This window comes from Rugosimonospora acidiphila, from assembly GCF_039543385.1.
Classification (GTDB): Bacteria; Actinomycetota; Actinomycetes; order Mycobacteriales; family Micromonosporaceae; genus Rugosimonospora; species Rugosimonospora acidiphila.
In genome coordinates this window covers 18,981-31,484 of record NZ_BAABJQ010000031.1, presented here as the reverse complement: position 1 = coordinate 31,484, position 12,504 = coordinate 18,981, and the positions used below count along the sequence as shown (strand labels likewise).

10 protein-coding genes are annotated in these 12,504 nt (G+C 70.1%); 9 read left to right on the top strand and 1 reads right to left on the bottom strand.

Annotated features, from left to right (window positions below):
• Positions 1-14 precede the first annotated feature (14 nt).
• The 6 genes from ABEA87_RS34875 (at position 15) to ABEA87_RS34850 (ending at position 6,488) form a co-directional block, all read left to right on the top strand.
• The gene (locus ABEA87_RS34875; protein WP_345637061.1) at positions 15-314 is read left to right on the top strand and encodes a type II toxin-antitoxin system VapB family antitoxin; all 300 of its coding nucleotides are present in this window, start codon (positions 15-17) and stop codon (positions 312-314) included.
• 15 nt (positions 315-329) lie between these two features.
• Complete coding sequence (locus ABEA87_RS34870; protein ID WP_345637059.1) at positions 330-1,508, top strand: acyl-CoA dehydrogenase family protein; 1,179 nt, start codon at positions 330-332, stop codon at positions 1,506-1,508.
• A 128-nt stretch (positions 1,509-1,636) separates the two neighbouring features.
• A complete protein-coding gene (locus ABEA87_RS34865) occupies positions 1,637-2,452 on the top strand; it encodes a DUF4230 domain-containing protein (RefSeq protein WP_345637057.1) in 816 nt (271 codons plus the stop codon).
• Positions 2,453-2,635: 183 nt separating this feature from the next.
• Positions 2,636-3,997 carry an L-serine ammonia-lyase gene (locus ABEA87_RS34860; RefSeq protein WP_345637055.1) on the top strand — a complete coding sequence of 454 codons (1,362 nt, stop codon included), beginning with the start codon at positions 2,636-2,638 and terminating at the stop codon, positions 3,995-3,997.
• A gap of 140 nt (positions 3,998-4,137) precedes the next feature.
• The gene (locus ABEA87_RS34855) at positions 4,138-5,475 is read left to right on the top strand and encodes an ABC transporter ATP-binding protein (RefSeq protein WP_345637053.1); all 1,338 of its coding nucleotides are present in this window, start codon (positions 4,138-4,140) and stop codon (positions 5,473-5,475) included.
• A 47-nt stretch (positions 5,476-5,522) separates the two neighbouring features.
• Positions 5,523-6,488 carry an acyl-CoA dehydrogenase family protein gene (locus ABEA87_RS34850; RefSeq protein ID WP_345637051.1) on the top strand — a complete coding sequence of 322 codons (966 nt, stop codon included), beginning with the start codon at positions 5,523-5,525 and terminating at the stop codon, positions 6,486-6,488.
• A gap of 7 nt (positions 6,489-6,495) precedes the next feature.
• Here ABEA87_RS34850 and ABEA87_RS34845 read toward each other — a convergent pair whose 3' ends face one another.
• Positions 6,496-7,242, bottom strand: a complete 747-nt coding sequence (locus tag ABEA87_RS34845; RefSeq protein WP_345637049.1) for a CAP domain-containing protein — start codon at positions 7,240-7,242, stop codon at positions 6,496-6,498.
• A gap of 179 nt (positions 7,243-7,421) precedes the next feature.
• Here ABEA87_RS34845 and ABEA87_RS34840 point away from each other — a divergent pair, with 179 nt between their 5' ends.
• The 3 genes from ABEA87_RS34840 (at position 7,422) to ABEA87_RS34830 (ending at position 12,409) form a co-directional block, all read left to right on the top strand.
• Positions 7,422-8,393: a magnesium transporter CorA family protein gene (locus ABEA87_RS34840; RefSeq protein ID WP_345637047.1), complete on the top strand. Its 972-nt coding sequence runs from the start codon at positions 7,422-7,424 to the stop codon at positions 8,391-8,393.
• Between the two features lie 1,006 nt (positions 8,394-9,399).
• On the top strand, positions 9,400-11,499 hold the full coding sequence (locus ABEA87_RS34835; protein WP_345637045.1) for a transglycosylase domain-containing protein: 2,100 nt from the start codon (positions 9,400-9,402) through the stop codon (positions 11,497-11,499).
• A gap of 187 nt (positions 11,500-11,686) precedes the next feature.
• Complete coding sequence (locus ABEA87_RS34830) at positions 11,687-12,409, top strand: methyltransferase domain-containing protein (protein WP_345637043.1); 723 nt, start codon at positions 11,687-11,689, stop codon at positions 12,407-12,409.
• The last annotated feature ends 95 nt before the right edge of the window (positions 12,410-12,504 follow it).

The following is a 12,504-nucleotide window of genomic DNA, read 5'->3' as shown; positions in this document are numbered from 1 at the left end:
GGGAGGCGGCCGGCGTGATCTTCAAGGCGGTCCGGGACGGTCGTCCGTATCCGGAACACGAACTGACGATGAAGGAGTGGGCCGAGATCCCGCCCCGCCCGGTGCGCCTCGACCAGCTGGTCACCACCAAGCGCGAGCTCGCCCTCGACCGGCTGCTGGCCGAGGACTCCACGTTCTACGGCGACCTGTTCCCGCACGTCGTGCAGTGGGAGGGTGGGCTGTACCTGGAAGACGGCCTGCACCGCGCGCTGCGGGCCGCGTTGCAGCAGCGCACCACGATTCACGCCCGGGTGCTCGCCCTGCCCCGGGGATGAGCTCAGGAAGTGCCGATGACATCTCTGGACCGCCTCGCCGCCCTCGACCTGCTCAACCTCGATGCCCTGCACTCCGACGAGGAGATGCAGATCCGGGACGTGGTGCGCCGGATGACCGGCGAGCGGGTCCGGCCGTTCGTGGCCGACTGGTACGAACAGGGCCGGGCGCCGGTCCGGGAGCTGATGAAGGAGTTCGGCACGCTGGGGCTGCTCGGCATGCACCTGTCCGGGTACGGCTGCCCCGGCGCCTCCGCCGTGGCGTACGGCCTGGCCTGTCTGGAACTGGAGGCCGCCGATTCCGGGGTGCGCAGCATGGTCAGCGTGCAGGGCTCGCTGGCCATGTACGCGATCTGGCGGTACGGCAGCGAGGAGCAGAAGCGCGAGTGGTTGCCCTCGATGGCGGCCGGTGAGTCGGTTGGCTGCTTCGGGCTGACCGAGCCCGATCACGGCTCGGACCCGGCGTCGATGGTGACCCGCGCCCGTCCGGACGGCGACGACTGGGTGCTCTCCGGCGGCAAGATGTGGATCACGAACGCGCCGGTCGCCGACGTGGCGGTGATCTGGGCGCGTGGCCCCGAGGGCGTCCTCGGGTTCGTGGTGCCCACCGGCACGCCGGGTTTCACCGCGCGGGAGATCGGGCACAAGATGTCCCTGCGCGCGTCGTCGACCGGCGAGATAGTGCTCGACGAGGTGCGGCTGCCGGCCTCCGCCCGGCTGCCCGAGGCGCGCGGTCTGCGCGCGCCGCTGTCCTGCCTGACCCAGGCGCGGTACGGCATCGTGTGGGGCGCGCTGGGCGCGGCCCGTGACTGCCTGTCCGTGGCGCTGGACTACGCGCTGAGCCGGGAGCAGTTCGGCCGGCCGCTCGCCGGGTTCCAGCTGACCCAGGAGAAGCTCGCCGACATGGCGCTCGAGCTGCAGAAGGGGTACCTGCTCGCGCTGCACCTCGGCCGCCGGGCCGACGCCGGGTCGATGACGCCGGAGCAGGTCAGCGTCGGCAAGCTCAACAACGTGCGGGAGGCGATCGCGATCGCCCGGCAGTGCCGCACCATCCTCGGCGCGAACGGGATCAGCGGCGAGTACCCGATCCTGCGCCACGCGAACAACCTGGAGAGCGTGCTCACCTACGAGGGCACCTCGGAGATCCATCAGCTGGTCATCGGCCAGAAGCTGACTGGTTTGTCGGCCTTCGCGTAGTCTCCGGTCGCGACTGTCGCACCGTCCCCTTACCCTGTGGTCATAACTCGATCAGGACGGGAGAGCTGGCCATGGGATCGGACCCGTCGTATGAGCCCGGTCGGGCGGGGTTGCCCGATGAGCCGACCGTGCGGCAACCTGCCTCAGGCATCGAACCGCACCCCACCTCGGCGCTGCCGGAGATCGACACCGGCACCGGGTGGCCTGACAGCGCCCAGGGACGAGAGCCGGTCCGCACGCTGACCCGGCCCGAACCCGGGGCGGGCGACGATGACGGCTACCCGGGCGAGCCGGTCGCGCGCCGCCGACCGGGTGGCTGCCTGTTCTGGCTCGCCGGGGTGCTGGCGGTGGTCATCGTCCTGGGCCTCGGGCTGAAGGCGACCGGGCTGCTGCCCAGCTTCCACAACCCGTTCGCCAGCAAGAAGACCGACCGCAGCCAGCCCACCCTGCTGTTGTCCATCCAGGACCTGGCCAGGTTCGACGCCGCCAGCGGCAACTTCCAAGAGGTCATCGACGTCCAGCAGGACAAGAAGTTCATCCCGGACATCATCTTCAACGACCGCAGCCTGTTCGTCTGCGTCGGCTCGGTCGACGCGTACGTCGACTTCAGCAACATCGGCCAGGGCGACATCACCGACTCCCCGGATCACAAGACCGCGACCGTGAAGCTGCCCGCCGCCCAGCTCGGCAAGGCCAACATCGACAACAGCAAGAGCTACGTGTTCGCCACCCAGAAGGGCCTGGTCAACCGGGTCGGCGACTTCTTCGGCGGCGACCAGAACAAGCAGCAGGAGCTGTACCAGCTCGGTGAGCAGAGGATCGAGCAGTCCGCCAAGGACAGCGGGCTGGCGCAGCGGGCGGAGGACAACACCAAGCAGATGCTGGAGCAGCTGCTGCGGTCGCTGGGCTATACCAGCATCACCGTGACCTTCGCGGCGCCGTAGCGCCCGAGCCCGGCCCGGCTGCCCTGGGGCATGGCGGCCCGGGGCCGTGGGTGATCGGTAGCCCGGACCCGTGGCCGGCACCGGTGGCCGGACCCGTGGTCCGGGCCGGGACGGAGATCGGCGGGTAGGCTCGCGTCCGTCCGGCGACAACGGCGTCGCCGGCGCGGCGAAGAGGGACCAGCGGTGATCAGTGTCTTCGATCTTTTCAAGGTCGGCATAGGCCCATCCAGCTCGCACACCGTCGGGCCCATGCGGGCGGCCCGTACCTTCGCCGCCGCGCTGAAGGCCGAGGGAATCCTGTCGCACGTCGACCGGGTACGGGCGGAGCTGTTCGGGTCGCTCGGCGCGACCGGGCACGGCCACGGCAGCGACCGGGCGGTGATTCTGGGGCTGGCCGGCGAGGACCCCGAGACCGTGGACACCGACGCGGTCGCCGCCCGGGTCGCCGCCGTCCGTGCCGAGGGCCGGCTGTCGCTGCTGAACGCGCACGAGTTGGTGTTCGACGCCGATCGCGACCTGACCCTGCACCGGCGCCGTACGCTGCCGTTCCACCCCAACGGGATGGTGTTCACCGCACTGGACGCCGCCGGTGGCGTGCTGGCCGAGCGGACGTACTACTCGGTCGGCGGGGGCTTCGTGGTCGACGAGGCGACGGGCGCCCTGCGCCCCGACGACACCCCCGTCGCGTACCCGTTCCGGACCAGCGCCGAACTGCTCGACCAGGCCCGGTCGTCGGGGCGTTCGATCGGCGAGGTGATGCTCGCCAACGAGCTGTCCTGGCGGGGCGAGGCGGAGGTGCGGTCCGGGCTGCGCCACATCTGGCGGGTGATGCAGGACTGCGTGGAGCGTGGCTGCCGGGCGGACGGCGCGCTGCCGGGCGGGCTGAAGGTCCGGCGCCGGGCCGCGGAGTTGCGCCGCACGCTGGAGTCCGAGCACTTCGCCACCGACCCGCTGCGGGTGATGGACTGGGTGACCCTGTTCGCCCTCGCGGTCAACGAGGAAAATGCCGCGGGCGGGCGGGTGGTGACCGCCCCGACCAACGGCGCCGCCGGCATCATCCCGGCGGTGCTGCACTACTACACCAGGTTCGTGCCGGGCGCGGACGAGGACGGGGTGGTGCGGTTCCTGCTGGCCGCCGGCGCGATCGGCGTGCTCTTCAAGGAGAACGCCTCGATCTCCGGTGCCGAGGTCGGCTGCCAGGGCGAGGTCGGTTCGGCCTGCTCGATGGCCGCGGCGGGGCTGACCGAGGTGTTGGGTGGGTCCCCGGGTCAGGTGGAGAACGCGGCCGAGATAGCGATGGAGCACAATCTCGGGCTGACCTGCGATCCGGTCGGCGGTCTCGTGCAGATCCCGTGCATCGAGCGCAATGCGGTCGCGAGCATCAAGGCGATTACCGCGTCAAGAATGGCTCTCCGTGGTGACGGCGAACACTATGTGTCACTCGACAAGGTAATCAAGACGATGCGCGAAACCGGCGCCGACATGAAGGTGAAGTACAAGGAGACCGCACGTGGCGGACTCGCGGTAAACGTGATTGAGTGCTAAACGGGCCCGGTTACCGGACGATTACGAACTCAAGATGGCACGTTTACCCGATGGCCAAACTCAACACTCTTCGTAACAGTACATGACTCGGGGTGGGTTGCTGGCCTGCTGACTCTTTTAGCGCCCGGGAGGTGACGGGGGTGGCGACCGTCGCGCTCAAAGACGTGACAAAGGTGTTCCCGGACGGCACTATCGCGGTTGACAACGTGAGTCTCGACGTTGGCGACGGTGAATTCATGGTGCTGTTGGGACCCTCCGGCTGTGGCAAGTCGACGGTCCTGCGGATGGTGGCCGGTCTGGAGGATCCGAGCTCCGGCGCGGTCGTGCTCAACGGTGAGCTCGCCAACGACCTGGCGCCGCGCGACCGCAAGATAGCCATGGTCTTCCAGGACTTCGCCCTCTATCCGCACATGACGGTGGGCGACAACATCGGCTTTCCGCTGCGACTGTCCGGAGTGGACCCGGAGCCACGCTCGGAGCGGGTGGCCGACGTGGCCAGCGCGCTGGGCATCGGCGACGTGCTGGCCCGCCGGCCGTCGCAGTTGTCCGGCGGCCAGCGGCAGCGGGTGGCGATGGGGCGGGCCATCGTGCGCCGGCCCGGCCTGTTCCTCATGGACGAGCCACTGTCCAATCTGGACAGTGGACTACGGGCCGAGCTGCGCGCCGAGATCTCCGGGCTGACCCGTGAGCTCGGCGTCACGACGCTCTACGTCACCCACGACCAGGCCGAGGCGCTGACCATGGCCGACCGGGTCGCCATCATGCGGCGCGGCGTGCTGCAGGACGTCGGTACCCCGACCCAGGTGTACGGCCGCCCGGCCACCCTGTACGTCGCGGCCTTCCTCGGCGCCCCGCGGATGAACCTGCTGGAGGCGCAGGTCTACGTGCACCTCGACCGGCACATCGCGCTGCACATGGGTGAGCAGACGCTGTACCTGCCGTGGAACGACATCCGGGCCAGGGCGGTGGCGCACTATCACGGCGAGCGGATAGTGGTGGGGATGCGGGCCGAGGCGCTGGTGCCGGTACCGATCGACACCCAGGGGGATGTGCTGCGCGGGCGCATCCGCTACCTCGAACACCACGGCCACGAGTCGCTGGCGTTCCTGGACATCGGCGCGTACGCGGTGGTCGTCGACGACATCGGCGGTACCCCTCCGGAAGTCACCGGCCCGCGCGGCCTGCGCCGGTTCGGCAATCTGGTGCGCCGGGTGGCCGGTCGGGGCGGCGAGGAGGAGCTGGTCGGCGCCGGCGTGGGTGGCCACGCTCCAGCCGGCAAGCCGGCGCCGGGCGGGCGCAACTTCGAGGGGGTGTTCAGCGACCCCGGCCGGCACCACCGGCGTCCGGCGGAGCTGGCGGTGCGGCTCGCGCCGTACCCGGCCGTGGGCAACGGGCACCCGCTGGCGGTGTCGGTGCGCATGGAGGCGCTGCACTTCTTCGACGAGCGGGGCCAGCGCATCGACGTCGGCTGGCGCTGACCGCCCTCGCCGGGCCGGCCGCCGGGCGGCGGCCCTATCGTGGTGGCGTGCAACCGACGATCACGCGCCGGGCTCGTGAGCTGGCCGAGGACGTGCTCTGGCCGGCCGCCGCCGAGGTGGATCGGGCCGACCGGATCCCGCCGAGCCAGCTCGACCTGCTGGCCGCCGAGGGCTTCTACGGGCTGGCCGCCGAGGCGAGCCCGGAACAGCTCGCCCGAGTGGTCGAGGTGCTGGCCAGCGGCTGCCTGGCCACGGCGTTCGTGTGGCTTCAGCACCACGGCGCGGTGCGGGCGGTGGCCGCGAGCGCCCGCCCGGGGCTGCGCGAGGAGTGGCTGCCCGCGCTGCGCGAGGGGCGCCGGCGGGCCGGCGTCGCGCAGGCCGGTGTGCTGCCCGGACCGGCGCGGCTGCGGGCCCGGCGGGTGGCCGGCGGATACCTGCTGACCGGCGAGGCGCCGTGGGTCACCGGCTGGGACATGATCAATGTGCTGCACACCGCGGCCAGGGATGACGAGACGGTGATTTGGGCACTGCTGGACCCGGTGACCGGGCCGACCCTGCGCGTGGAGCCGCTGGATCTGGTGGCGGTGGCGGCGAGCCGGACGGTACTGGTGCGGCTCGCCGACCACTTCGTACCCGATGAGCGGGTGACCATGACGGTGCCGTTCGCCGACTGGCCGGCGCGGGACGCGGCCGGGCTGCGCGGCAACGGTTCGCTCGCGCTCGGCGTGGTGGACCGCTGCGTGCGGCTGACCGGCTCGGAGGCCCTGGGGCGGGATCTGGAGCAGTGCCGTGCCGCGCTGGACACCGGCTCGCCCGAGGTCATGCCGCAGCGGCGGGCCGCCGCCTCGGCGCTGGCGATCCGGGCGACCGCCGCGCTGGCCGTGACCACCGGCTCCGGCGCGGTGCTGCGCGGCAGCCACCCGGAGCGGCTGGCCCGGGAGGCGCTGTTCCTCCAGGTGTTCGGCTCCCGGCCGGCGATCCGTTCGGCCCTGCTGAGCGGCTACGCCGGCTGAGCGGGTCCTATTGCGGCGTGCCGAAGTCCTGGGTCCAGTACGGCGTGTGGCTGGAGTTGTAGGCCAGCCCGACGCCGAGGTTGCGCAGGGCGCAGTTGAGGATGTTCGCCTTGTGGGGCGGGCTGTTCATCCAGGCGTCCATGACCGAGGCCGGGGTGGCCTGGCCCTCGGCGATGTTCTCCGCGGCCTGCGAGTAGTGGTAGCCGGCGTCGGTGATCCGGGTCCAGGGGGTGACACCGTCGGGGGTGTTGTGGTCGAAGTAGTTGCGGGTGGCCATGTCCTGGGAGTGTCCCCGGGCGGCCGTGGTCAGCCGGGAGTCGACCGTCAGGGCCGGGCAGCCGGCCGTTGCCCGGGCCTGATTGACCAGGGTGACCACCTGGCTCTCGTAGCTGGCGTTGCCGGATGGGGGCTTGGCGGTGGTGTGCGCGGGCGCCGGAGCGTGGGTCGCCGCGCGGGTAGGAGCGTGCGTGGGTGCGTGTGTCGGCGGCGCGGACCGGGAGGCCGGTGCGCTCGGCGAGGGTGAGGGCGACGGTGACGCCGAGGCCGAGGGGCTCGGGCTCGCCGTGGCGGAGGCGACCGCCTGAGGGTCGGCGACCGGGTCGATGGACTGCCGGGAGGCCCCCCTGATCAGGGTCGTGAACAGCGCGAGAACCACCAGGGTGAGCACGGCCGCGCCGCCGATGGCCAGCCGCTGAACCAGCCGCTGGTGCCGGGCTCCGTCGTCGGAGTCGATGTGTCGTGAGGATCTGGCCATCGGTGCCTCCGCGAGCCTGGCGAACACGTACCGCAATTCACCAACAACTAACCGCAACGCGAGGATTACGCGCGAACCCGTAGAGACTAACGGCTCGCCGCCCCGCCCGGAGGGTCTGCGGCACTTCTTTCGCCTCGTACCCGGGTTGCCGGCCGCCGGCCCGTCATATCGTGGCATCTATGGCGCGAACGCGGCTTTACCGCGACGGTGAGCTCGTGCGGGAGGATTTTCCGGTCGAGGACGTCTCCGAGTACATCGTGGAGCCGGATGCGACCGTCTGGTTCGACCTGTGCTCGCCTAGCCCGGAGCAGCTCCAGACGATCAGCGAGGAGCTGGGGCTGCACCCGCTGGCCGTTGAGGACGCGCTGCACAGCCACCAGCGGGCCAAGCTGGACCGCTACTCCAGCCACCTGTTCATCACCGTGTACAGCTCCAGCCTGTCGCTGGAATCCGGCGAGCTGACCGGCCACGAGGTGAACGCGTTCGTCACCCGTAACGCGCTGGTCACCGTGCGGAAGGACGCGGGCTTCGACATCGAGGATGTGATGTCCCGGTGGGATGACGGGCGGGACCTGGCCTCCTCCGGTGTCTCCTTCCTGCTGCACGGCCTGCTGGACTACGTGGTGGACACCCATTTCGAGGCTGTACAGACGCTGGATACCGAGATTGAGTCGCTGGAGGACCGGCTGTTCGAGGACCGGCCGCAGGACCGGGGCATCCAGCTGCGCACGTTCGAGCTGCGCAAGTCGCTGGTCAACCTCCGCCGGGTGGTGCTTCCGATGCGGGAGGTGGTCAACTCGGTGATGCGCCGGGACCTGCAGATCGTCGATGACGCGATGACACCGTACTTCCAGGATGTCTACGATCACGTGCTGCGCGCGTCGGAGTGGACGGAGTCCCTCCGCGACCTGATCAGCAACGTTCTGGAGACCCACCTCACCCTGCGGGGCAATCGGGTCAACACGATCATGAAGCAGGTCACCAGCTGGGCGGCGATCATCGCGGTGCCGACCGCGGTCACCGGCTTCTACGGGGAGAACGTGCCCTACCCCGGGTTCGGCCACGTGTCGGGCGTCATCTCGTCGCTCGTGATCATCCTGGTACTCGCGGCCACGCTGTTCGTCGTCTTCAAGCGGCGCGGCTGGCTCTGAGCGCCGTGGTCGGTGCGCGAACCGGCGGTGTGCGCGGGAACTTCACCGGCCGTAGCCGCGCTTGTCGAATTGCGCTCGGGCGAATACCGCGGAATCGAGGGCGGGTTTGTCGGCCAGGTGACTAAGTGTTTGTCCGTCATCCGAATGTGGCCCGGTGGGCCCGCTGCGGTCCGCGCCAGCGGGTCCGGAGCCCCCGTGGCGGGTCGGATTTACGGCGTTTCCCCGCGTTCGTCTGGCGCCTCGCCGCCGGCCGAACCCGCCCGGCCGGCGCTGTGCCGCCGAGAAATGTTCGGTCCGATTCGCAACACCGCCGGCCCTGACTAAAGCCATTGACACCGTTGCGCGGCTGCTGCGTATGATCACGTCCGGTTGGGCCAAACGTCGGAGCATCCAATGCCGCATGCGATGGCCGGAAGTCCGCCGAGAACTCGCGGTGGTCATCTACGGGGGAAGACGCGCCGGATTTGATTGCCGGGTCGGCTTGTCGGTTAACCGCTCCGCACGGCCGCCAGGGGAGTGGTCACCGGAGGCCGGGCCGGGAGTAGCGCTCCAGGCGCGTCTTTGATGGCGGACCATCGTGGGTGGACCCGGTTCCACGGCGGCGACTCAGCTGCGGGGCGTATGCCGCGCGACCCGTCGCACTCGGGTGCGACCCCGCTGCGGAGCCCCGTCGTTGGACCGGGGCGATCGGTGGCCGAGGGCGCCGATGCTGGTGGTGCGGCCGAGCGCACGGGGGGACGCCGGCCGCACCAGAGGATATGATACATGTCGATCTTTCCCTGCACCCCTTTTCCGCGAATCTCTCTCCCGGAATCGACCGGGCGCCGTTGATGCCCGCGCGGTGACGAGTGCGCCCCCGGGCTTGGCGTGCCGGGTGATCCGATCACTTCCGCCGCCGGCTCGCCCGGTCCCCGCTGAGACCGTCCAATGTGGACAGCTACGCCGGCGCAAAGTCACCTCGTGCAGGTGACCCGGGTTCACCCGGGTCCCGTGAACGATCTTTTGCGTGTTCGATCGTTTTTTCAGCGGCAAGCTGTCTCGTCTGGCCGTTTCCGGCATACTCTCCGGCGCCGCGCTGGCGGTAGCCGCGTTTCCGGCGGTGGGGCTCGGCGGTCTGATCGTCAACCGAGTCACCTATATCTACAATCATCCACCCGATGATCTGCATATCCCGCAGAACGCCCAGATCACCCGGGTCTACGCCAACGACGGCAAAACGCTGATCACGAACTTTTACGATGAACGGCGCAGCGATGTCTCCCTGAGCGCTATCTCCCCATGGATGCAGAAGGCGATCGTCGCGTCCGAGGACACCCGGTTCTACCAGCACGGCGGCGTGGACCTGCGCAGCGTTATCCGGGCGTTCGTGTCCAACGGCCAGGGCGGCAACGCGCAGCAGGGCGCCTCGACGCTGACCATGCAGTACGTGCGCAACGTGCTCAAGGAGGATCCGAACCTGTCGCCACAGCGGCGGGTGGACGCCACGGCCAACAACGCGGGCCGCAAGATAACCGAGATGCGGTACGCGATCTCCCTGGACAAGAAGTTCTCCAAACAGGAGATTCTGCGCCGGTACCTGAACATCGCATACTTCGGCAACGGCGCGTACGGCATCGACGCGGCCAGCCGGTCCTACTTCAGCAAGGCGCCGGGCCAGCTCACCCTGCCGGAGGCCGCCCTGCTGGCTGGGATCGTGCAGTCTCCGGACGTGGACAACCCGGCGTTCGGCGACCGCAACGCGGCGCTGGCCCGCCGCACGTACGTGCTCGGCGCGATGGCCAAGATGAAGGTGATCACGCCCGCGCAGGCGGCGGCCGCGGACAAGGCTCCGGTCGACATCAAGGTCAGCGTGCTGCCGAACAACTGCACGGCGGTGCCGAAGCAGCACAACGACTGGGGCTACTTCTGCGACTACCTGACCCAGTGGTGGGCCAACCAGCCGGAGTTCGGCCAGACGGTGCAGGACCGGGAGGACGCGCTCAAGGAAGGCGGGTACACCATCGTCACGTCGATGGACCCGAAGACCCAGGCGAGCGCGCTGAGTAACTCGCTGTCGGTCTACGGGTACGGCAGCCCGATGGCGCTACCGCTGGCCGTGGTGCAGCCCGGTACCGGTCGGATCGCGGCGATGGCGGTCAACCGGCACTACTCGCTCGATCCGAACCCGGGCGGCGTCAGCTATCCCAACAGCACCGCGCAGTTCATCGGCGGCGACGGCGGCATCCAGGGCTATCCGTCCGGGTCGACGTTCAAGATGTTCACCATGCTGGCGGCGTTGGAGAGCGGCAAGACGCTGTCGACCGAGTTCAACTCGCCGGCCAAGCTGCAGACCAAGTGGTATGCGAACGGTTCGAGCAGCTGCAATGGGTACTGGTGCCCGGGTAACGACAACCCGTCGTGGATGGATGGGCCGCGGACCATGTGGAACGGGTTCGGGCGCTCGGTCAACACGTACTTCGTCTGGCTGGAGGAGCAGATCGGGCCGGAGCAGGCGGTGGCCATGGCGCAGCGGCTGGGCATCACCTTCCGGGCGCCGGCGGACGCCGAACTGGCCGGGGTCAAGGCCATCAACTGGGGCTCCTTCACCCTCGGCGTGGCCGACACGACCCCGCTGGACCTCGCCAACGCCTACGCCGCGGTCGGGGCGGACGGCCGGTACTGCGATCCGTTGCCGGTGCTGTCCATCAAGGACGCGGGTGGCGCCTCGATGGCCGCGGCCAATCCGAACTGCCGGCCGGCGGTCGCTCCGGACATCGCCCGGGCGGCGCTGGACGCCGCCCGCTGCCCGGTCGGCGAGCAGTCGGCGTTCGGCCGCTGCGACGGCGGCACGGCGCCGGAGGTGGGATCGATCATGGGCGGCCGGCCCATCGCCGGGAAGACGGGCAGCACCGAGAACAACGCGACCGAAACCTTCGTCGGGGTGACGCCGCAGTTGGCGGCGGCGGCGATCGCGGCGGACCCGGACAACCCCAGCGATCTTGCTGGTGAGGGGGTGTCGTCCAGCGTGAACAGCGCCGTCGCGCACACGCTGAACACGGCGTTGACCGGGCAACCAGTGGTCAACTTCCAGCCACCGTCGGCCGCGATCGCGGGGGCCGCGGGGTAGCCGGGCGCCGCCCCGGCACCAGTCTCGGCCTCCGTCCCGATCGGGAAGGGGGCCGAGACTCCGCATCGCGGTCGCGGGCTCAGAGCGGGGCGAGATTTCCCGGCGTGGCGCGCGGGCGGCGCGCCGTGGTCCCGGTGTGAAGCCCGCGCGCCGGGGTAACGCGCCTGCCGACTGGGAGGTGCCGGCAGTGGTGGTGACAGAGCACACGGCAGTGTCGACCGGCCGGTGGGCGCTGCTCGACCGGTACCTGACGGAGGCGGCACTGGACCTCTTCGGCCACGACGACCGGCTGCGCGGCGTCTCCGTGCAGGTGCGCTTCGACCGGGGCGTGGCGCACCTGACCGGCGACGTGCCCGACGACCGCCTGCTGCGCCTGGTGCGAGACCTGGTGGGCCGCATCGACGGGGTGTACGGGGTCTGGTCGCGGGTACGGGTGTCCGGCCGCGAGCCGAGCATCCTCGATCTGGGCTGCGGCCGGACCAAGCAGTACCCGAGCAACATCGGGGTGGACCGTTACCCGACGCCGGCCGTGGACATCGTGTCGGATCTGCGCGAGGGCGTACCGGCGGCCGACCATTCGGTCGACGCGGTGTTCACCGTCCACGTACTGGAGCACCTCATCGACTTCCTGTCCCTCATCGACGATGTTCATCGGGTGCTGCGGCCGGGCGGCATGCTGCACGTGATCAGCCCGTGGTGGCGGTTCGTCAACGCGGTGGCGGACCCGACCCACGTGCGGTACCTGGACGTGCAGACCATCAAGGGGATCTGCGACCGGCATGACGGGTCACCGCGCTGGTACCCGCTGCACGCGGCGTGCGACGGCGCGAGCGTGTTCGCCGACCTCACCCCGCTGGCCGACGGCGAGCCGGGGCCGCAGTCCTCGCATCTCGCCCGGTTCTTCGACTGACCCCCGGCGACGTAACCGCCGCTCGTCCAGCCGCGTCCTTTGTGGACAGCAATGGTGCCGGCCGGGCCGCGGACCCGCCGTCGGGCATCTCGCCC

Bases quoted from the DNA above. Each gene is read 5' to 3' on its own strand.
- ABEA87_RS34870 (WP_345637059.1), top strand. From the start codon at position 330: ATGACATCTCTGGACCGCCTCGCCGCCCTCGACCTGCTCAACCTCGAT.
- ABEA87_RS34845 (WP_345637049.1), bottom strand. From the start codon at position 7,242: ATGGCCAGATCCTCACGACACATCGACTCCGACGACGGAGCCCGGCAC.
- ABEA87_RS34840 (WP_345637047.1), top strand. From the start codon at position 7,422: ATGGCGCGAACGCGGCTTTACCGCGACGGTGAGCTCGTGCGGGAGGAT.